The sequence below is a fragment of the Halalkalicoccus sp. CGA53 genome, assembly GCF_036429475.1.
Lineage (GTDB): Archaea > Halobacteriota > Halobacteria > Halobacteriales > Halalkalicoccaceae > Natronorarus > Natronorarus salvus.
Genome location: NZ_CP144125.1, coordinates 2,460,612 through 2,480,519 on the forward strand (window position 1 = coordinate 2,460,612; position 19,908 = coordinate 2,480,519).

22 protein-coding genes and 1 pseudogene are annotated in these 19,908 nt (G+C 67.2%); 10 read left to right on the forward strand and 13 right to left on the reverse strand.

Annotation, left to right across the window (positions count from 1 at the left end):
• Window positions 1–75 precede the first annotated feature (75 nt).
• Window positions 76–894, reverse strand: a complete 819-nt coding sequence (locus V2L32_RS14380; protein ID WP_331233155.1) for a hypothetical protein — start codon at window positions 892–894, stop codon at window positions 76–78.
• 124 nt (window positions 895–1,018) lie between these two features.
• Here V2L32_RS14380 and V2L32_RS14385 point away from each other — a divergent pair, with 124 nt between their 5' ends.
• Window positions 1,019–1,231: a hypothetical protein gene (locus V2L32_RS14385; RefSeq protein WP_331233156.1), complete on the forward strand. Its 213-nt coding sequence runs from the start codon at window positions 1,019–1,021 to the stop codon at window positions 1,229–1,231.
• Window positions 1,232–1,564 carry a hypothetical protein gene (locus V2L32_RS14390; protein ID WP_331233157.1) on the forward strand — a complete coding sequence of 111 codons (333 nt, stop codon included), beginning with the start codon at window positions 1,232–1,234 and terminating at the stop codon, window positions 1,562–1,564.
• On the opposite strand, the gene V2L32_RS14395 is transcribed toward V2L32_RS14390, so the two are convergent.
• Both V2L32_RS14395 and V2L32_RS14400 read right to left on the reverse strand, forming a co-directional pair.
• On the reverse strand, window positions 1,565–1,999 hold the full coding sequence (locus V2L32_RS14395) for a DUF6691 family protein (protein ID WP_331236620.1): 435 nt from the start codon (window positions 1,997–1,999) through the stop codon (window positions 1,565–1,567).
• A 17-nt stretch (window positions 2,000–2,016) separates the two neighbouring features.
• A complete protein-coding gene (locus tag V2L32_RS14400) occupies window positions 2,017–2,502 on the reverse strand; it encodes a YeeE/YedE family protein (protein WP_409348377.1) in 486 nt (161 codons plus the stop codon).
• A 98-nt stretch (window positions 2,503–2,600) separates the two neighbouring features.
• On the opposite strand from V2L32_RS14400, the gene V2L32_RS14405 reads away from it, so the two are divergent.
• On the forward strand, window positions 2,601–3,155 hold the full coding sequence (locus V2L32_RS14405; protein WP_331233159.1) for a class I SAM-dependent methyltransferase: 555 nt from the start codon (window positions 2,601–2,603) through the stop codon (window positions 3,153–3,155).
• 289 nt (window positions 3,156–3,444) lie between these two features.
• On the opposite strand, the pseudogene V2L32_RS14410 reads toward V2L32_RS14405, so the two are convergent.
• Window positions 3,445–3,898: pseudogene (locus V2L32_RS14410) on the reverse strand (pyridoxamine 5'-phosphate oxidase family protein).
• A gap of 318 nt (window positions 3,899–4,216) precedes the next feature.
• Between V2L32_RS14410 and V2L32_RS14415 the strand changes: the two are divergent.
• The 3 genes from V2L32_RS14415 (at window position 4,217) to V2L32_RS14425 (ending at window position 5,441) form a co-directional block, all read left to right on the forward strand.
• On the forward strand, window positions 4,217–4,360 hold the full coding sequence (locus tag V2L32_RS14415) for a rubrerythrin-like domain-containing protein (protein ID WP_331233161.1): 144 nt from the start codon (window positions 4,217–4,219) through the stop codon (window positions 4,358–4,360).
• Window positions 4,361–4,441: 81 nt separating this feature from the next.
• Complete coding sequence (locus V2L32_RS14420) at window positions 4,442–4,900, forward strand: hypothetical protein (RefSeq protein ID WP_331233162.1); 459 nt, start codon at window positions 4,442–4,444, stop codon at window positions 4,898–4,900.
• A gap of 94 nt (window positions 4,901–4,994) precedes the next feature.
• On the forward strand, window positions 4,995–5,441 hold the full coding sequence (locus V2L32_RS14425) for an acyl-CoA thioesterase (protein WP_331233163.1): 447 nt from the start codon (window positions 4,995–4,997) through the stop codon (window positions 5,439–5,441).
• Window positions 5,442–5,452: 11 nt separating this feature from the next.
• Here V2L32_RS14425 and V2L32_RS14430 read toward each other — a convergent pair whose 3' ends face one another.
• A complete protein-coding gene (locus tag V2L32_RS14430) occupies window positions 5,453–6,427 on the reverse strand; it encodes a TackOD1 domain-containing metal-binding protein (RefSeq protein WP_331233164.1) in 975 nt (324 codons plus the stop codon).
• 188 nt (window positions 6,428–6,615) lie between these two features.
• Between V2L32_RS14430 and V2L32_RS14435 the strand changes: the two genes are divergently transcribed.
• Window positions 6,616–8,328: a TraB/GumN family protein gene (locus V2L32_RS14435; RefSeq protein ID WP_331233165.1), complete on the forward strand. Its 1,713-nt coding sequence runs from the start codon at window positions 6,616–6,618 to the stop codon at window positions 8,326–8,328.
• On the forward strand, window positions 8,325–8,948 hold the full coding sequence (locus V2L32_RS14440) for a zinc metalloprotease (RefSeq protein ID WP_409348378.1): 624 nt from the start codon (window positions 8,325–8,327) through the stop codon (window positions 8,946–8,948). Before V2L32_RS14435 ends, V2L32_RS14440 begins: the two co-directional genes overlap by 4 nt.
• Before the next feature lie 9 nt (window positions 8,949–8,957).
• Here the strand turns inward: V2L32_RS14440 and V2L32_RS14445 are convergent, their stop codons facing one another.
• The 3 genes from V2L32_RS14445 to V2L32_RS14455 all read right to left on the reverse strand — a co-directional run bounded on the left by V2L32_RS14445 (window position 8,958) and on the right by V2L32_RS14455 (window position 11,290).
• Window positions 8,958–9,782 carry a class I SAM-dependent methyltransferase gene (locus V2L32_RS14445; RefSeq protein WP_331233166.1) on the reverse strand — a complete coding sequence of 275 codons (825 nt, stop codon included), beginning with the start codon at window positions 9,780–9,782 and terminating at the stop codon, window positions 8,958–8,960.
• A gap of 110 nt (window positions 9,783–9,892) precedes the next feature.
• Window positions 9,893–10,711 (reverse strand): helix-turn-helix transcriptional regulator, encoded by an 819-nt coding sequence (locus V2L32_RS14450; protein ID WP_331233167.1) that lies wholly within the window; start codon window positions 10,709–10,711, stop codon window positions 9,893–9,895.
• A 150-nt stretch (window positions 10,712–10,861) separates the two neighbouring features.
• Window positions 10,862–11,290 carry a universal stress protein gene (locus V2L32_RS14455; protein WP_331233168.1) on the reverse strand — a complete coding sequence of 143 codons (429 nt, stop codon included), beginning with the start codon at window positions 11,288–11,290 and terminating at the stop codon, window positions 10,862–10,864.
• An 81-nt stretch (window positions 11,291–11,371) separates the two neighbouring features.
• Here V2L32_RS14455 and purM point away from each other — a divergent pair, with 81 nt between their 5' ends.
• Window positions 11,372–12,358, forward strand: a complete 987-nt coding sequence (gene purM, locus V2L32_RS14460; RefSeq protein WP_331233169.1) for a phosphoribosylformylglycinamidine cyclo-ligase — start codon at window positions 11,372–11,374, stop codon at window positions 12,356–12,358.
• On the opposite strand, the gene V2L32_RS14465 is transcribed toward purM, so the two are convergent.
• The 3 genes from V2L32_RS14465 to V2L32_RS14475 form a co-directional block, all read right to left on the reverse strand.
• Window positions 12,355–12,531, reverse strand: a complete 177-nt coding sequence (locus V2L32_RS14465; RefSeq protein WP_331233170.1) for a hypothetical protein — start codon at window positions 12,529–12,531, stop codon at window positions 12,355–12,357. The two genes, purM and V2L32_RS14465, sit on opposite strands and share 4 nt — an antisense overlap.
• Window positions 12,532–12,562: 31 nt before the next feature.
• Window positions 12,563–13,720, reverse strand: coding sequence for an NAD(P)/FAD-dependent oxidoreductase (locus tag V2L32_RS14470; protein ID WP_331233171.1), 1,158 nt, complete (start codon window positions 13,718–13,720; stop codon window positions 12,563–12,565).
• A gap of 127 nt (window positions 13,721–13,847) precedes the next feature.
• Entirely contained in the window at window positions 13,848–14,381 is a 534-nt protein-coding gene (locus tag V2L32_RS14475; protein ID WP_331233172.1) for an Rrf2 family transcriptional regulator, read from the reverse strand.
• 122 nt (window positions 14,382–14,503) lie between these two features.
• Here V2L32_RS14475 and rocF point away from each other — a divergent pair, with 122 nt between their 5' ends.
• Window positions 14,504–15,418, forward strand: a complete 915-nt coding sequence (rocF, locus tag V2L32_RS14480) for an arginase (RefSeq protein WP_331233173.1) — start codon at window positions 14,504–14,506, stop codon at window positions 15,416–15,418.
• On the opposite strand, the gene gyrA is transcribed toward rocF, so the two are convergent.
• Entirely contained in the window at window positions 15,419–17,860 is a 2,442-nt protein-coding gene (gene gyrA / locus V2L32_RS14485; protein ID WP_331233174.1) for a DNA gyrase subunit A, read from the reverse strand. It abuts the gene before it with no gap.
• 40 nt (window positions 17,861–17,900) lie between these two features.
• Window positions 17,901–19,808, reverse strand: coding sequence for a DNA topoisomerase (ATP-hydrolyzing) subunit B (gene gyrB / locus V2L32_RS14490; RefSeq protein WP_331233175.1), 1,908 nt, complete (start codon window positions 19,806–19,808; stop codon window positions 17,901–17,903).
• Between the last annotated feature and the right edge of the window lie 100 nt (window positions 19,809–19,908).

The following is a 19,908-nucleotide window of genomic DNA, read 5'->3' on the forward strand; positions in this document are numbered from 1 at the left end:
TGTCACAAGGTGTCACACGCCATAAAGCCCTTCTGGTGTGGTCCCATATTGCACACGATCGTTCGGGGAGGACGACTAGAACAGCGACCGCGGGGAGAACCGGCGGGTGAGACGCCTGAGCGCGTACTCGATCGCGCCGAGGGACGCGAGCGCGAGCGCGAGCGCCGGGAGGACGATCACGTAGAGCGCAGAGGGAACGTCCTCACGGGCGGGCAGCGTCCAGACGACCGTCGTGTCGAGGACGAGGACCGGGAGGACGAAGAGGAGTGGGAGGACGACCCGGTAGCGGACGAGCAGCCCGACGGGGACGCCGACGAGGAGGAGATAGAGCCCGAAGAAGAAGACGAACGCGGCCAGCAGCGAGGCTGGCGTGGGTGTCCCGACGGGCGGGAGCGGCGCCGGGGTCGACCAGTCCGGGAGGAGAACGAAGGCGGTGAAGGCGGCGGTGTAGACGAACGCGACGGCGCTACCCGCGACGACCGCGGCAAGCGTCGGTTTCGACACCTCGATATGTGCGACGGGGCCGAGCGACCGGAGCAGGTACTCGAGCACGGTCAGCGTCGCGGCGAGCGTGAGTCCGGCGACGCTCGCGACGAACGCGAGTTCGCCGTCCGGCCTGAGGAGTACCAGTGCCGCCGGCGTCCCGACGAGGAGCGTGGCCACCGGAGCCAGGAGCCGTTCCCGGACGAGGAGGTAGGTCGCGATGCTGGCGAACGTCACCGGGAGGACGAACAGGAGGGTCGTGACGAGGCCGCCGAGCAGCGACACCGACCCAACGCCGGGAAGGAAGGGGGAGTCGACGGCGACCTGGTGTCCGAGAACGAGGAGGGCGAACACGACGCCGACGGCGATACTCGTGCGAACCGGTCCGTCCACACGAGTGGTGGCCGCCATCGGATCGTGTACGGTTCGGAAGGGTATAGTCGTAGCGTCCGGCCACTCGATCGTGTCGGACGCACATGTCATCGATTCGTCGCAGGGGATAGTATAACGTGGCTGTCGCCCCTCCATCTGGACGATGAGTACCGAGGAGACCGACGTCGACGAGACACGAACCTGGCCGGAGCTCGCGATCGGGCTCTACGATCGACTCACGGGACGGGGTGCCGAGATCACCTACGAGTTCGAGGAGATGGAAGTGGACGTCCCGAGCAAGGTCGGCGACGACGCGGACCACGCACACTGGCGGGTCGACGGCACCGTCCGCATCACGACCACCGAGCGCGAGTGAATGCGCGAGGGGAGACTCGCGGTCGAGGTGGATCTGACGCTCGAGACCGAGGGTGAGGAGCTTTCGATCTCGGGCGAGGGCCAGCACCTCACGGTCGACGTCCCCTCCATCGGTGCGGCGAAACGGACGCTCCGCGGGATCGGGACGCTCCCGGTCGAACGCCTGGGGACGGGATTCGTCGAGGAACAGCTCTCGGCCGACGTCAGGATCCACGGGGTCGTCGTCGCCCGGATCGGACCGTACGTCGAGCCGACCCGCCTCTCGCGGGCGCTCGGTGTCGCGCCGGCTCGGGTGTACCCGGTGGCGGGGCTCAGGGCGGCGCTGAAGCGTTGATCAGTCGGCGCCCATCGCTGCCCGCCCCCGCTCTGCGACGTACGACCGGGCGTAGCCCTGGACGTACGCACCGACGAACATCCCACCGATCGCGTAGAGGATGAGGTAGTTCCCGATACCGACGCTCGCGTACGCCGCGCCGGGACAGACCCCCGAGAGCCCCCAGCCGACGCCGAACAGGCCGCCGCCGAGTAGCACGTTCGAGTCGAAGCGTTTCTTCCGCGTCGCATAGATCGCACCGGTCAGGGGTGCGCGATCGAGGTACCGGGTCGCGACGACCATCGTCGTCGCGGTGACCGCGACCGCCCCGCCCATCACGAACAGCAGGCCGAGGTCGGTGAGCTGGAGAAACGAGAGGACGATCTCCGGTTCGGCCATCCGGCTGTGTGCGAGGCCGACGCCGAAGGTCATCCCACCGAGGAGAACGAGCGCCATTCCCGCACGCGAGAGCTTCACGGGGTGACCCCCAGCGCGGCGACGACCATCGCGGTCCCGATCGCGACGACCATGAACGTCGCGACGTTCACGAACGAGGTGCCCGAGAAGGAGCCGATACCGCAGATACCGTGGCCGGAGGTACAGCCCTTCCCGAGCCGGGTCCCCATCCCGATGAGGACCCCGCCGAGGGCGAGTCGCCACGGCTGGACCTCCGTGACGAACGCCTCGCCGGCGATCACCAGGGTGTAGAGCGCGGCGCCGGCGACGATCCCCACGGTGAAGACGACGCGCCAGTCGCGCGAGGCCTCGTACTGGTCGAAGCGCTCCACGTCCGAGACGTACGAGAGTGTCGATTCGAGGAACGTGCTCGCCCCGGCGATGATGCCGGTGCCGAGGTAGATCAGCGAGACGCCGAGGCCGATCAGCAGCCCGCCGACGAGGTAGAATCCCACCCCACGGGGGAACGGATCGGCGAGGACGAGCGGTTCGAGGGCCATCATACCGAGGTTCTAGTCACCCGAGCGTATATCAACCCCGGCATCGGCAGGAGCTGCGCCGATCCGGCAGGGGTTATGCCCTCCTGGCACGAACCGGAGGTATGGGTTTTCACACCTTCCCGGTCGAACGCGCGGACGCGCTCGAGGACGTCTCGCGGTACCGATTTCTCTCGCGGGAGGAGCTCGTGAGCGCGCTCTCGCCCGACGGGTCGGAGACGCTCTGTGACCTCGGCAGCGGCACCGGCTTCTACACCGACGACCTCGCGCCGTTCGTCGAAACGGTCTACGCAATCGACCTTCAGGAGGAGATGCACGCCCTCTACGAGGAGAAGGGTCTCCCCGAGAACGTCGGGACGATCACGGCAGACGTCGCCGACCTCCCGCTCTCCGACGGCGAGTGCGACCTCGCGGTGACGGTGATGACCTACCACGAGTTCGCCTCGCCGGCCTCGCTCTCGGAGGTTCACCGGGTCCTCGCTCCCGACGGGACGTTCGTGATCGTCGACTGGTCGCGGGCCGGGTCGGGCGAGGACGGCCCGGCGATGGACGAGCGATACGACGCGACGACCGCGGGCGAACAGCTCGCCGAGGCGGGATTCGCCGTCGAACGGAGCGTCGAACGCGTCGAGACGTTCCTCGTCGTCGCACGGGCCTAGTGGCGCTTCGACCGTCACGTCGTGGGTTCTCTACAGCACACTCCGCGAGAAAGAACTGTGGTCTGACAGAACCGGTCCGAGTGAAGCAGAGGGTATAAACGGCGCGGGAGTACCGACATCCACGCCGGACAATCGATAGGTTGGTTGCGGCTCGTTCTCGCCCGGCCCTCGAAATCGGCTGTTTCGGCGGGTCGGCCGAGAGATCTGTGGTACCGAGACGGTCGGTGTTCACAACCGACTCTGCGAAACAGTCCGCTGAGAACCGTCCGTAGACGTACCGAACCTGTCCTCATCGCTCGCTCCGTTGGCCGGATACCGCCTCGATCTGGAACTCCCACGCTTGAATGTCTCGCATCGGTTCGGCCTCGGAGAACAGGCTCGGATACCATGCGTTATCGCCGATCGCCGCTTCGATATCGTCCCATTCGTCGTCAGCAACCCGACGGAGTCTCCCTGATGCAACGACGCTCCGCCAATCATGCTTCGAGACTACTTCGTAGGTGGTGAAGCTGGCTCTCTCGGTTCGCTCGGCGAATCGCTCTTTTTTTACTCTGTTCACCCACACGCAGAAATACGAAGAACAGCCGAGATTCTCCATCGTAGCCGAACGAAACCGGAACGCCGTACGCTTCCGTTCCGTCTGTGAGGGAAAGCACTCCGAACCCTTGACTACGCAAGAACCGATCGATTCGCTGGTCACCCATCTCGATACCCTGCAGTTCAGCAAGAGTTTCTGGCGCCATCTCTCCTTCAGCGGTACGATGTCAGTACATGAATCACTTTGGCTGCGCAACGCTGGCCACCAACGACCTATACGACCACTGTACCTGCCGATTCGGTCAGGATCGTGCGAGGACGATTTCGATGCCACGTACGCACCCAGCATCGCGCACGGCTGCGAAGAGACGAGTTGGATTCGGTAGTCTCCTCACGGGGGAGAGACACGCACACCGTCAGGGTCGACGCACCACTAGTACGTCCGAGAGAGACACGGTGTGCTCCTAGGTCTGTGTATCACTCTCGGGACAAGCGTTATTCGTGGGTCCTCGCGAGCGCGTAGTATGTTCGGAACCGACCCGTACAGCCCGACGGCCCCGTACTACGAGTGTCCCTCCTGTAGCGAACGAACGATCGGACGGGAGCACCTCGGTCGCTGTTCGTCCTGTGGGAGCCGCGTACGGAACCTCGCGGTCGCCCGGGAGTGAGACCGGTCGCTGTACGCGAAGCGGAGTCCACCGACTACCCCGACCACCCCGTTTTATCGAGCGCCCGTCCGTAGTCGGGCTATGAGCCTCGACGTCGAGACGCCACCGCCGCCGGTCCTCCAGGAGGTCGACCCCGCCAGCTACGACGACGTGGAGGTCGTCGCCGACACCGACTACCGACGCGAGGAGCTGAGCGAGTTCCTCCGCGAGGGCGCGTGGGACGATGCCTGGGACAGCTGGTCCGAGGACGCCCGGATGACCGAAGCGGAGTTCGAGATCGCCACCGACCTCGACCTCGTCGAACGATTCGACTTCTTCTGGGACTCGTTCGCTGACCGCGTCGGCTACCACGCCCCGGGCATCCCCGAGGACTGGAAGGAACGCGAACTCCACCCCGATCTCGAGAGTTGGGCGACGGTCTCGTCGATCAACGCCGGGCTCACCGAACTCGGCCAGGTCGTCTGCGACGTACTCAAAGACGAGTACATCGACTGGGAGTCGGAGTACGAGGCACCCGACGACCTGCCCGACTTCTCGTAGCGGGGGAGGGCAGTGCCGGTCGGCTCGACGTCTCTGACACCGTCTCGACGCTCCAATCCAGCACGCTCTTTTCCGCCGGGAAGGTACTCCGGGTATGACCGACCTCTCAGACACCTACATCCAGAACCGGGAGATGGTCCAGCCGAACCACGCGAATATGCTGGAGACCGCCCACGGGGGGAACGTGCTCAAGTGGATGGACGAGGTGGGCGCGATGAGCGCGATGCGCTTCGCCGAGAACGCGTGTGTCACCGCCCGGATAGAGGGCGTCGACTTCGAGCGGCCGATCCTCGTCGGCGACACGGCGTTGATCGAGGCGTACGTCTACGACGCCGGCGAGACGAGCGTCCGCGTCCGGCTCAGGGCGTACCGGGAGAACCCGATGACGGGCGAGCGCGAGAAGACGACGGAGTCGTACTTCGTCTACGTCTCGATCGACGAGGAGCGCCGACCCACGCCGGTGCCGGCACTCACGACCGCGAGCGACGAGGCGAGGGAACTCCGGGAGGAGGCGCTCTCCGGCGAGCGGGCGGTGGACTGAGTTCTAGGTACTTACTTCCAGCCGGAGACGTCGAGCGAGGAGGCCAGCCGTTGCATGAACGACTCCGTCGACCGGGGCTCGTCGCTGACACGGTAGCTGTGTTCGAGGCCACCCTCGCCGTCGGCGGTCATGACCGTCACGTCGACCTCCGAGAGACGCTGGGAGACGGGTTCGCCGACGACGCCGCTGGTCGTCACGAGGATCGGGTGTGCCGAGAGCGCTCGCGCGGCCTCGATCAGGTACTCGACGTCCTCTACGGTCGGCGTGTCGTGGACCTCCGCGACGATGCGGTTGTCGAGGAAGTTGTCGACCGCGTAGACGTGGACCGGGTAGTCGGTGCCGTCGTCGGCGGTGACGACCGCGTCGATCGTCGTCTCGAACCGCCGCTCGGTGAGCTCGGCCGCGATCGACTCTCGCGCACGGAGCTGGTCCGCCAGCCAGCGCTCGCCTCGCGCCCCGAGCGAGTAGATGTAGAGCACGCGCTCGTGCGAGTCGCTCGGCTGGCAGACGTGCAGGCAGTCGCGACAGCGGAGCCGGTTCGCGGGCGTGTCGAACCAGCTCTCACAGCCCTGACAGACGTATCGATCCTGGCTGGCGAGCGTCTCCTCCGAGACCCCCCGCTCGCAGCCGGGACAGACGCCGTTTCTGTACGACTCCTCGACGTCGACGGTGCCGCACTCGGTGTGCTCGACGAGCGTCGTCTCGAACGCCTCGATCGAACCACAGGAGGGACAGGCCGAGGAGTACTGCATCCCCTCGGTGAGACACTCGGGGCAGACGTAGACCTTCGACTGGAACTCCCTGTCGAGGACCCCCCGGTCCGCGAGCCCCTCGAGGACGATCACCGCGCCGTCGTCACGGTCGTCGAGTAACTCCTCGGCGTCCGGATACGACACCTCCCCCGCGTCGCTGATCGTCGGCTCGTACCTGCGTTCCCCACCCTCTCCGAGCGTGTCGACGAGTTGTAGTGTTCCCGGCGAGACCATCCTTGCGAGAGTCAAAGCCCCCGGACGGTTAAGAAACTGCGTTCGTATAACTGAAAATAGTAGTTCTCACCGAACTGTTTTTCGGGACCCGAGTACCTCGATCCCCTACGATCCCATATTTCATCCGTCGTTTCCCATCGCGCGTCTCGTCCGACATGGCTAAAAGCGGCGCGCGACAACCACGGGTGATGACAGGGCGACCCGAGACTGCGACGGCCGGCGGCGAGGGGTCGGTCCGGGTCGTGGGGACCGCACACGTCTCCGCCGCGAGCGTCGAGGAGGTCGAAGCGACGATCGAGGCGGAACGACCGGACGTGGTCGCGGTCGAGCTCGACGAGAACCGCTACCGGCAGCTGAAAGGCGACCTCCCCGAGGACATCGACGCGGCGGACTTACTCGAGGGAAACACGGTCTTCCAGTTCCTCGCCTACTGGATGCTTTCGTACGTCCAGACCCGTCTGGGCGAGCGCTTCGATATCGAACCCGGCGCTGACATGCGCGCGGCGGTCGAGACCGCAGAATCGCTCGGACTGGGCGTCGCGCTCGTCGACCGGGACATCCAGACGACGATCCAGCGCTTCTGGGCGCGGATGACGCTCCCGGAGCGACTGAAACTCGTCGGTGGCCTCGCCGCGGGCGTCGCCGATCCGCGGCTCGCGGCGATCACCGCTGGAGCCGGCTTCGGCGCCTTCTTCGGCATCCTCGCGACCTTCGTCGCCGCGCTGTTCGGGATCGACCCGCTGGCGGGACTCGCGCTGGGTGAGGGCGTCCTCCGCGCCGGCGGCGGCCTGATCCTCGGCGCCGTTGCGGGCCTGCTGCTCGTGCTCCTGGTCCCGGCACTGAGCCGATCCCTCCCCCTACTGGCCGGGACGATAGCGCTCGCGGGGGTCGGAACCGCGGCGGTCGCCGTCTCCGGCGGCAGCCTCGGCCCGTTCGCCGACCCCGAGACGTTCGCCTCCACCGGCGCGTTCGCTCTCCGGGGGCTCCTCGGCGCGAGCGCGGGGCTCGCGGTCGGACTCGCGGGCGGGCTGCTGTTCGGCGTCGCGCTCGGAAGCGGTCCCCCCGAGGGGGACTTCGACGAGGAGTTCGACATCGACGAACTGACCGAGCGAGACGTGGTCAGCGCCATGATGGCCGAGTTCAGGCGCTTTAGCCCCGGCGGCGCCCACGCGCTGATCGACGAACGCGACGCCTACATCGCGCACAAACTCCACGCGCTGCGCGCCGATGGCTACGACGTGCTCGCGGTCGTCGGCGCGGGCCACCGCCAGGGGATCGAACGGTATCTGGAGAACCCCGAGACGCTCCCGGCGATGGAGACGCTCACGGGCACCGCGAAGAGCCGCCGGTTCTCCCCGTACAAGGCGATCGGCTACGCCATCGCCCTCGGATTCCTCGCCTTCTTCGTCCTGCTCGCGCTCGGCGGCGTCCAGGACGGCTTCCTGTTGAGGGTGTTCGCCGCCTGGTTCCTCTTCAACGGCATCTTCGCCTTCGGCATGGCGCGGCTCGTCGGGGCCCACTGGCAGAGCGCGGGCGTCGGCGGCGCGGTCGCCTGGCTCACCAGCATCAACCCGCTTCTGGCACCCGGCTGGTTCGCGGGCTACGTCGAACTCCGACACACCCCGGTCAACGTCGCCGACATCGGAACGCTCAACGACCTGCTCGCCGACGAGGCGAGCGAGATGAGCGAGGTGCTCTCGCAGATGCTCGAGGTCCCCCTCTTTCGGCTGATCGCTATCGTCGCGATGACGAACGTCGGGAGCATGATCGCTACGTTCCTCTTCCCGGTGGTGGTGCTGCCGTGGCTCGCCGCGGACATCGGGGGCGTCGGCGCCGTCGGTGACCTCCTCGTCCAGGGCGCGAGAAACGGCGCGGAGCTGCTCTGGGGGCTGGTCGCGTGAGCGGAGGCGGGCTCTCGATCGCCGATATCCGGTTCAGCGGGCGCGAGGTCCGCGACCTGCTCGCCGCCTGGATCGCCCTCGGGGCTGCCTTCGCGCTCTTCTTCGGCGGCGGCGCGGGTATCCTCGCCTTCCCCGCCGCCTTCCTCGTGCTGTTCGTGATCAACTTCCTCACCGCGGGCGTCGGCTTCCTGCTGCACGAACTCGCACACAAGGTCGTGGCGATCCGCTACGGACAGGTCGCGGAGTTCCGCGCGGACTACTCGATGCTCGCCATCGCCATCGTCACCGCGCTCGCGGGCTTCATTTTCGCCGCCCCGGGTGCGGTCTACCACCGGGGACGGATCACGGCGCGAGAGAACGGGATCATCGCGGTCGCGGGTCCCGTAACGAACCTCCTCCTTGCGGTGGTCTTCGCGCCGCTCCTGTTCGGGTCGGGGGTCGTCTACGAGGTGGGCCGCTTCGGCGTCGGGATCAACCTCTTTCTCGCCGCGTTCAACATGATCCCGTTCGGCCCGCTCGACGGGAAGAAGGTGCTCGCCTGGAGCAAGGCGGTGTTCGCCGTCGTCTTCCTCGGGAGCGCCGCACTCGCGCTCGTGGCGTTGCTGGTGTTGCTGTTCTGAGCCCACTGGCTACCGACGCGCGGCGAGCACGTACGACTCCATGGGGGAGACGACTCCATCGTCGTCGGTGTAGCCATCGAGTCCGTCTTTCACCTCACGAAGGAGGTCCGCTCGAACCCCGCGCCCTACCGCAGCGATCGGCTCGGCGAGCGGCGAGCTGGCCGCCTCCCGACGGACGAACTCCTCAATCGAGGGATAGCGGACGGAGCCGACCTCGACGGCGATCGAGACCTCACCGAAGCCCACGTCACGGGCGAGCCGACGAAGCTCGTCCCCGTCCCACGCGGGGAACGGCGAGCGCATCATCGCTTCGGCCTCCTCCCCGACGTATCGGCCCAGGGCCTCTGCCAGCACCACGTACCCGGGCTGGTACTCGAGCGGTCGCCAGACGCTAAGGGCCGCCCGTCCATCCGTCTCGAGGACGCGACGCATCTCGGCGAGCGCACCGGCGGGGTCGTCGAAGAACTGGAGCGCCTGTTGGCAACAGACGACGGTGAACCCCTCGTCGGAGAACGGGAAGTCCGTCGCGTCTCCCTGTCGCCACTCGATCGGAGGCTGTGCCTCGGCGGCCCTCTCTGCCACCGCGAGCATCCCCTCGTTGATGTCTATCCCCGTGACGGTTCCACTCTCGCCGACCCGCGAGGCGGCACGGCGCGCCACGATACCGGTCCCACAGGCGACGTCGAGGACCCGATCGCCCTCTCGGACCTCGGCGACGTCGAGGAGTCGCTCGGCCCACGGCGCGAAGATCGGTGGCACGAGATACCGTTCGTACGCCTCGGGGGCGCTTCGGTCGAGTTGCCAGCCAGCCGGTTCGCTCGTTCGGTCACTCACGTTGTTTCACCCGGGCGGGAGTACGCTCGAGGGGGAAGTATAACTGTCCCGTGAAATATTTCAGGCCCTGAAAGCCGGCGCCCTCCCTGCCTCCGGTCGAGTCGATTCGGTCAGGGAACCGACTCGACCGAGAGGAGGTCCGCCGCCGTCTCGAGGGGTCTCGCTTCCGCGCGATACCGCCCGTACTGTGACTCGGCCCACCGGTAGAGTTCGGTCGACCCCGTATCGACGAGCGACCGTAACGCCCCCGACTCGTGATCGTAACAGCAGAGGCTCACCCTGTCGTCGAAGAGGCAGATCCCACAGCGGTCGTCCATCGGGAGATCGTCGTGGAGCAAGACGGTGTAGTTGTCTCGTGTCGCCGCTTCGACGACGGTCTCTTCGTCCCACGAGAGGAGCCCCTCGAAGACCGCGGGTGGGTAGACGTACTCGCACTCGAGGTCGTCGAGCGCGCGGTCGAAGAAGGACTCCAGGTTCCCCGACTTCAACATCGCCATGCCGAACCCGCGCATCGTCGTCGTCCCCTCGAGCAGCCCTGCGAGGCGTTCGACGGGCTCGTAGGGGTAGCCGGGACCGGGACGTGAGAGCACCACGTCGGTGAACATCTCGACGCCGAAGCCGTCGATCCCGTGTGGGAGCCAGGGCCAGACCTCGCGGATCCGTCGCTCGACCGTCATCGCTTCGGAGAACGCCGCGAACCGATCGGCGACGAACTCCCCCAGGGTCGTCAGCTCGTAGGTGGCGTCCTCCCGTTCGATCCAGTGGCGGTCCTCGAGGTCGGTGAGGACCCGGCCGATGGTCGGCGAGGAGGCCCCGGTCGCGGCACGAAGCTCCCGTCGGTCCCGAGAGTGCTCGTGCAGCGTCTCGAGCACCCGCACGCGATGCTTCGAGCGAACGAGAAACGCGATGTCGTCGAGTGTCGCGTCCATGTGCGAGCTACACGGTACCACACGATAACTGTTCGAGGCGACCGCCGCGTGCCGACCGACAGGTCTCCGGCTCACGAACTGCGGATACGGACTCGAAACCCGGGTCGGAGTCGTGGGGACTCCGGCGGTGTCGGTTCCCGCCGACGCGTGCTAGCGCCCGCCGATCATCAACACCGGCCGAGCGCTCTCCCTGAGGATCTTCTGGGCGACGCTCCCGAACACGACCTTCCCGGCGGGCGAGCGCCGGCGGTAGCCGGCGACGACGTACCGGGCGTCGTGTTCCTCGGCGTACTCCGCGACCGCCTCGCCCGGCTCGCCCATCAGTCCGACCGGCTCCGCGTTCTCTACACCTGCCCCGTCGATCGCCCGCTGTGCCTGCTCCTTCGCGAGCGCGCGCACTCGATCGATCTCGACCGGCTTTCCCGTGTCCTCTGTGCTCGCCCGCTGGATGTCGAGGAACTCCCCTCTCGTCAGGACGTGGACGACGTGGAGCGACTCGCCCGCCATCTCGCCCAGAGCGGCTGCCTCCTCGACGACCTCCCCGGCGTGGTCCGATCGGTCCGCGGCGACGACGATCATACCGATCGTACATCTACTAGCTACTTCTAGCTTCCCGCCGGAGACGGTGTGCTTTTGCCCCCCGCTCGCGGGGGTTGAGCCATGACCGAGCGACGCGAGGACGAAGAGGAAGGGCTCACCTACGCCGACGCCGGCGTGGACATCGGCGAGAGCGAGGCGGCGACCGCAGCGCTGGTCTCCGCCGTCGACGAGGGTTCCGAGACCGACGGGGAGTACGCCGGCCTGCTCGACATCGGCGATCGCTACCTGGGACTGGCGACCGACGGCGTGGGGACGAAACTGCTCGTCGCCGAGGCGCTGTCGGACTACTCGACGGTCGGCATCGACTGCATCGCGATGAACGTCAACGACCTCGTCGCCGCGGGGGTCGAACCCGTCGCGTTCGTCGATTATCTGGCAGTGGACGAACCCGACGAGGCGGTCGCGACACAGGTCGGCGAGGGGCTCGCCGCCGGCGCGGAGTCGGCCGGGATCGCGCTCGTCGGCGGCGAGACCGCCGTCCTCCCCGAGGTCGTCACCGGCCTCGACCTCGCTGGAACCGCCGCGGGCCTCGCCCCGAAGGACGCGCTGTTCGAGGGGCGGGCCGAACCCGGGGATGCGCTCGTCGGCTGGGCCTCCAGCGGGATCCACTCGAACGGGCTCACGCTCGCCCGCGAGGCCGCGACCCGGACCCACGCGTACACCGACCCGTTCCCGGGCTCGGAGCGAACCGTCGGCGAGGTCCTGCTGGAGCCGACGCGGATCTACACCGACCTCCTCGAGCCGATGCGCGCACACGGCGTGCGGGGTGCGGCACACGTCACCGGCGGGGGGTGGACGAACCTCTCCCGCCTCGGGGAGTGTCGGTACGTCGTGGACGATCCGTTCCCCGTCCACGACGTCTTCGGGTTCGTTCAGGAGGAGGGCGACGTCACCGACGAGGAGATGCACCGGACGTTCAACATGGGGACGGGCTTCGTCGCGGCGCTCCCCGAGGGGGCCGAGCGACTGGCGGACGTGACCGACGGGCGCGTGATCGGGCGGGTGAACGGGGGCGAGGGCGTCGAGATCCGTGGGCTCTCGCTCTAGAAGATCGCCCGATCCTCGTTCGATTCGAGCTCCTCGTTCACCAGCGCGACGAGGTTCGCGTACGGGACGAACGCGATCAGTTCGTCCTCCTCCGTCCGGAGTTCGACCCCCTGATCGCCGAGGTCGTACGCTGCGCACTCGATCGCTCCGTCCGGGAGGATAGCCCTGAACATGGAGAGGGGTTCGCGGCCGAACGGCTTATCCCTAGAGGTAGGCCCAGGCCTTGCGCGCCTCCGACCAGGAGGACATGTCCGCGATCCAGCGGGCCGCGACGAACTTCTTGAGCGTCTTCGCCGGCACCGAACCGAACGTTCCGATGGGAGAGCCCACGACGCCGTTCGCGACCGCGTCGTCGCCGACCGAGATGAGCGTCCCCTTGTCGGCGTAGGTCCACGTCTTCAGCGGGCGACCCTCGATCGCCCGGGCCACGTTCGACCCGACCAGTTCGGCGGCCTGCCAGGCGGCCTGTGCGGTCGGCGGCGCGGGGTTCTCGCTGTCGGGCAGGTCGATGATCGCCGAGTCGCCGATCGAGAACACGCGCTCGTCGGTCGTCTGGAACGTCGCGTCGGTGACGACGCGGTTGTGCTGTTTCTCGACGTTCGCGCCCTCGAGACAGTCCCGTCCCGTTATCCCGCCCGTCCAGACGAAGACGTCGTACCCGAGGGACTCCCCCTCGTCGAACTCGATCCTCTCTCCGGTGGCCTCGGTGATCGGGTCGTCCGTGAGGATCTCGACGTCGCGCGCTTCGAGACGCTCTCTGACCGCACTCTGGAGCGCCGGGTCCTGACCGGGCATGATCTCCGGCAGCGCCTCGATCAGCGTGATCTCGATCGGGGCGTTGTGTTTGTCGCGGAACTCCGCGACCTCGCCCGCCGACTGGATACCCGAGAGACCGGCGCCGCCGATGGCGATTCTCGCGGGGTCGCTCGTGCTCGCCTCGCTCGCGGCCGCCTTCACCGCGTCGTGGATCGCGAGGGCGTCGTCGAGGTTCTTCAGCGTCAGCGAGTGCTCTTCGAGGCCGGGGATGCCGTAGTACGCCGTCCCGGAGCCGAGGGCGACGAGCACGTAGTCGTAGTCGACGCTCTCGCCCGAAGCCAGTTCGATCTCCCGGTCGTCGGTGTCGATTCCGACGACCTCGGCCCGGAGGAACGAGGTGCTCGGGGATTTGATCCGATCGACTGGGATGGTGATCCGCTCGGCGACCGACGGGTCGCGGATGACCCGGTGGGACTCGTGGAGGACGAGGTGGTAGTCGGTGTCGGAGATCCAGACCAGGGTGGCGTCGTCGAGCTCGGCTTCGAGTCGCTGTATCGCGCCCGCGCCGGCGTATCCGGCGCCGAGGACGACGACCTGTTCGCTCATGTCCCTCCGTCGGGATGCCACCGATACAAAGCTGTTGAAACGCCGTCGCCGAACTCACACCGACGATCGTGAGCGGCCGGGAGGCCCGCGTTCGGCGTCGTGAGATCCCCTCACACGACCGGGTGTGTCAGTGTGCGGACTCGCCGACCGGCGCTTCCATCCGGTCGATCTGGAGTATGAGGATGTTGTTCGTGTCGTCGGTTCCGTCGACGGTCCCCTCGATCACGAGCTTCGACAGCGGCGTCGGGCCGACGGTGACGGTGTCGCCCTCGGTGAACCCGCGGATCGAACCCTGGATGTGGATCTCCGCCCGGCAGAGCTCGGGATGGTGGACGCTCGAGAGGTCGATCTCCTCGATGTTCGCGCCCTCGACCGTTTCGCCGTTGTGGCTGAGCGGCACCGACGCGGGCTCGTCCATCTGATCGACGTCGAGCGCCTCGAACGCGGTCGCCGTCGGCTTGTAGCCGCCCTTCGGTCCCGGGACGCCCTCGACCAGCTGGAGCGCCTTGAGACTCTGCATCTGGTTCCGGATCGTCCCGGGGTTCCTGTCGACCTCCTCCGCGATCTCCTCGCCCTTCACGGCGTCCTCCGATCCGCGGTGGAGGTTTATCAGCGCCGTGAGGATGCTCTTCTGACTCGGCGTGAGTTCGATAGATGACATGGCACACTGTTGGAGAGGGACTCGCTTAAAACCGACGGAAGGCGGTGTCAGACCGGCTCGCATCGCTCGTGACGCCGTGAGAATCCCGTACGGTTAATTACGAGGGTCGAGAAGCGTCCCCCATGAGCCGCGACGTGAAACTCATCGGCGCGCCGACCGACTACGGCGCGAACAGACGAGGGGTGGACATGGGGCCGTCCGCGATCCGGTACGCGGGGCTGGCCGACGCCGTCGCCGCCGCCGGTCGCGACTGTCTCGACGGGGGGGATCTCTTCGTCCCGCGCGCCGAGGAGCGCGATCCGGACGCGGACGCACCCGAGGTCGGCGAGGCGAAGTTCGTCCGCGAGGTGGCCGACGTCTCCGACCGCCTCGCAGACGAGGTCGCCGACGCACACGACGCGGGTCAGGTCCCGATCGTCCTCGGGGGAGACCACTCCGTCGCGATCGGTACCCTCAGAGGGAGCGCCCGCGACGCCGACATCGGGGCGATCTGGTTCGACGCACACGGCGACTTCAACACGCCCGAGACCTCTCCCAGCGGGAACCTCCACGGGATGCCGCTCGCGGCGGCGCTCGGCGTCGGCTCGTTCTCCGACCTCGAGTGGGCGAGCTCCCCCCGACTCCGAGAGGAGAACGTCGTCCTCGTCGGGATCCGAGACCTCGACGACACGGAGCGAGAGGCGATCCGGGAGAGCGAGGCGACCGTGCTCACGATGTCCGATATCGACCAGCGGGGGATCTCGGCCGTGACCGAGGAGGCGCTCTCGATCGCGACCGACGGAGTGAGCGAGGTCCACGTCAGCCTCGACCTCGACTGGCTCGACCCGAAGGAGGCACCCGGCGTCGGTACGCCCGTCCGCGGCGGCGTCACGTATCGAGAGGCGCACACGGCTCTCGAGACCGTTGCGGAGGAACTCGGCGACGGGCTCCGCTCGATCGAACTCGTCGAGGTGAACCCGGTGCTCGACCGCAGCAACGAGACCGCACGCCTCGCGACCGAACTCGCCGCGAGCGCGCTCGGCAAACGGATCTTCTGATCAGCTCTCCGAACCCGGAACCACGTCGACGCTCGCGACGCGGTCCTCGTCGTCGAGCGCCATCACGCGCACGCCCATCGTGTTCCGCCCGACAGAAGAGACGTCCGCGACGTGGATTCGCATGATCTGGGCTGCCCGACTCATCACCAGCAGGTCGTCGCCTTCCTCGACGGACTTCACCGCCGTCACGGGACCGTTTCGCTCGTTCGTCTTGATGTCGATCAACCCCTTGCCGTAGCGGCTCTGCACCCGGTAGTTCGCGAGCGGCGTCCGCTTGCCGTAGCCGTTCTCCGTGACGGTGAGCAGGTCCCGGCCGTTGCGCGTCGCGACCATCCCCGCCACCCTGTCCTCGCCCTGGAGCTTGATCCCGTTCACCCCACGGGCGGTCCGGCCCATCGGACGTACCTCGGTCTCGTCGAACCGGATCGCCATCCCCTCTCGGGTGGCGATCACGAGGTCGCGTTCCCCGTCGGTGACCGCGACGTCGACGAGACGGTCACCCTCCTCCAGCGAGGCGGCGATCAGCCCCGAGGAGTAGACCCGCTCGAACGCGCTCGCGTCGGTCCGCTTGACGTAGCCGTCCCTCGTGACCATCGTGAGGTACTCCTCCTCGTCGAAGTCGTCGGTGTTCACCACCGCGGTGATCTCCTCGCCCTCGTCGAAGTCGATCAGGTTCACCGCCGACTTCCCCCTCGCCGTGCGGCCCATCTCCGGGATGTCGAACGCCCGCAGCTGGTATGCCTTCCCGTGGTTGGTGAAACAGAGCAGGTAGTCGTGGGTGTTCGCCCGGAACACCGCCGAGACGCGGTCGCCCTCCTTCAGCCGGGCACCGATGATCCCCTTCCCGCCGCGGCCCTGCGGATCGAACCGCGAGAGCGGCATCCGCTTCACGTAGTCGTCCTCGGTGACGACGACCACGACCTCCTCCTCCGCGATGAGGTCCTCGTGGGTGACGGTGCCGTCGTCCTCGGCGATCCGGGTCCGTCGGTCGTCGGCGTACTCCTCTCCGATCTCGCGCAGTTCGTCTTTGATCACCGAGAGCAGTTCGGACTCGCTCGCGAGGATCGTCTCCAGGCGCTCGATCTCCTCGAGGATCGCCTCGTACTCGTCTTCGATCTCCTCGCGTTCGAGCGAGGTGAGACTCCCCAGCTGCATCCGGACGATGTGTTCGGCCTGCGTCGCGGAGAAGTCGAACGCGGCCGAGAGGGCCTCCTTCGCCCCGTCCCTGTCGTCGGCGTTCCGGATCAGTTCGACGACCTCGTCGACGTTCTCGAGCGCGAGCAGCCTCCCGGAGAGGATGTGTTCGCGCTCTTCTGCCTCCGCGAGGTCGTACTCGCTTCGCCTGCGGACGACCTCCTTTCTGTGCTCGACGTAGTGGCCGAGCGTCTCCTTGAGGTCGAGTACCTTCGGCTGGCCGTCGACCAGCGCGAGGTTGATCACGCCGAAGGTGGACTCGAGGTGATGTTCTAGGAGCTGGTTCTCGACGACGTCGGCGTTCGCCCCGCGTTTGAGGTCGATCGCGATCCGGATCCCGTCGCGGTCGGACTCGTCGCGGAGATCGGCGATCCCCTCGACGCGACCCTCGTTGACGCTGTTCGCGATCCGCTCGACCAGCCGCGCCTTGTTCGTCTGGAACGGCAGTTCGGTGACGACGATCCGTTCCCGATCGCCGTCCTCCTCGCGTTCGTACTCCGCCCGGACCCGGATCCGCCCGCGACCGGTGGCGTACGCCGAGTGGATCCCCCCTCTCCCGACGATCGTCGCGCCTGTCGGGAAGTCGGGCCCCTTCACGTGTTCGAGTAGGTCGACGATCTCGCAGCCGGGGTTCTCGATCAGGTGGATCGTCGCGTCGATTACCTCGCCTAAGTTGTGCGGCGGGACGTTCGTGCTCATCCCGACCGCGATCCCAGACGAGCCGTTGACGAGCAGGTTCGGCACCGCCGCGGGCAGCACCTCGGGCTCTTCGAGCCGGTCGTCGTAGTTCGGGACGAAGTCGACGGTGTCCTTCCCGATGTCCGAGAGGAGTTCTTCCGCGATCGGTGCCATCCGTGCCTCCGTGTAGCGCATCGCGGCCGGCGGGTCGCCGTCGACCGAACCGAAGTTCCCCTGGCCGTCCACCAGCGGGTAGCGCATCGAGAACTCCTGGGCCATCCGGACCAGCGTGTCGTAGATCGCGCTGTCGCCGTGGGGGTGGTAGTTCCCCATCGTCTCGCCGACCACCGACGAGGACTTGCGGTGGCTCGCCCGGGAGGTGATCCCCATCCCGTGCATCGCGTAGAGGATCCGCCGGTGGACGGGTTTGAGCCCGTCGCGCACGTCCGGGAGCGCCCGGCCCGCGATGACGCTCATTGCGTAATCGATGTAGGACTGTTCCATCTCGTCCTCGATGCGGACCGGCTGGATCCGCGAGTTCTCCGGCGGGTCCGGCACCTCGGAGCTCATCTGGTCCCTCCGCCCGTCAGTCGCGCACGGTCGCCCGTCATCAAATGTCCACCCACTCGGCGTTCGCTGCGTGGTCCTTGATGAACTGCTTTCGCGGCCCGACCGCGTCGCCCATCAGCACGCTGAACATCCGGTCGGCGGCCGCGGCGTCCTCGACGTCGATCCGTTTCAGGATCCTGTTCTCGGGATCCATCGTCGTCTCCCAGAGCTGATCCGGGTTCATCTCGCCGAGCCCCTTGAAACGCTGGACCCGCTTCGGCTCGCCCCGCTCCTCGACGATCCGCTCCCGGTCCGCCTCGGTCATCGCGTCGATCACCTCGCTGCCGTAGCGAAGCCGGTAGAGCGGGGGCTGGGCGGCGTAGACGTAGCCCGCCTCGACCAGCGGCCGCATGTGTCTGTAGAAGAGCGTCAGCAACAGCGTCCGGATGTGCGCCCCGTCGACGTCCGCGTCGGTCATCACGATGATCTTCTTGTACCTGGCCTCGCTCACGTCGAACTCCTCGCCGATCCCCGCGCCGATCGCCGTGATCAGGTTGCGAACCTCCTCGTTCTCGAGGATCCGGTCGAGCCGGTGGCGCTCGACGTTGAGGATCTTTCCCCTGATGGGTAAGATCGCCTGGAACTCGCGGTTCCGACCCTGTTTCGCGCTCCCACCGGCCGAATCACCCTCGACGACGAACAGCTCCGCTTCGCCCGGATCGCGGGTCTGACAGTCCGCGAGCTTTCCGGGCAGCGCGGTCGACTCGAGCGCGCTCTTTCGCCGGGTGAGCTCTTCTGCCTTCTTCGCGGCCTTCCTCGCTTTGGCTGCCTCGACCGCCTTCAGGACGATCGCCTGTGCCGTGTCCGGGTTCTCCTCGAAGTAGGTCCCGAGCCCCTCGTGGACGGCGCTCTCGACGATCCCTCGAACGTCGCTGTTGCCGAGTTTCGTCTTCGTCTGCCCCTCGAACTGCGGATCGGGGTGTTTCACCGAGATCACCGCCGTGAGGCCCTCGCGGACGTCCTCGCCGCGGAGGTTCTGATCGAGGTCGTCGAGCAGCCCACGATCGTTCGCGTAGTCGTTGACGACGCGGGTGAGCGCGGTCTTGAACCCGGTGAGGTGAGTCCCGCCCTCACGGGTGTTGATGTTGTTCGCGAAGGCGTGGATCGATCCCTGGAGGTCGTCGGTCGCCTGGATCGCCACCTCGACCTCGATGCCCCGGCTCTCGTTCTCGAGGTAGATCACGTCGCGGTGCAACGCGGTTCGGCTCTCGTTCAGGTACTCGACGAACTCGCGGATCCCCCCGTCGTAGCGAAAGCTCCGTTCGCTGCCGTCGCGTTCGTCGCGAAGGGTGATCTCGACGCCGGAGTTGAGGAAGGCGAGCTCGCGAAGCCGGGTCGCGAGCGTCCCCGCGTCGAACGCGGTCGTCTCGAAGATCTCGTCGTCGGGCCAGAACCGGATCTCGGTACCCGTCTCCTCGCCCTCGCCGAGGTCCCCGACGTGTTCGAGTTCGTACTCGGGGGCGCCGTGGTCGAACCGCTGGCGGAAGACCCCGCCGTCGCGTCGCACCTCGACCTCGAGCCACTTCGAGAGCGCGTTCACCACGGAGACGCCGACGCCGTGGAGTCCGCCCGAGACCTGATACGACTTCGAGTCGAACTTCCCGCCGGCGTGGAGTACCGTCATGATCACCTCGAGGGCGGGCCGGCCGTACTCCTCGTGGGTGTCGACGGGGATCCCGCGACCGTCGTCGGCCACGCTCACCGAGTCGTCCTCGTGGATCGTCACGGTGACCGCATCGCAGTGACCTGCGAGCGCCTCGTCGATCGAGTTGTCGACCACCTCGTAGACGAGGTGATGCAACCCGCGAGAGTCCGTAGATCCGATATACATCGCAGGCCGCTTCTGGACGGCCTCGAGACCCTCCAGGACCTGTATCTGCCCGGCTCCGTACTCACTGTCCTTGGACATAAAACCTACCGGCGCTTCGAACGGCTCGGTTATATGTCTTCCCGTACGCGCGCCCGCGCGAGATGGCTGAAACTCTCGTCGGGACGACACTCGACTCCCG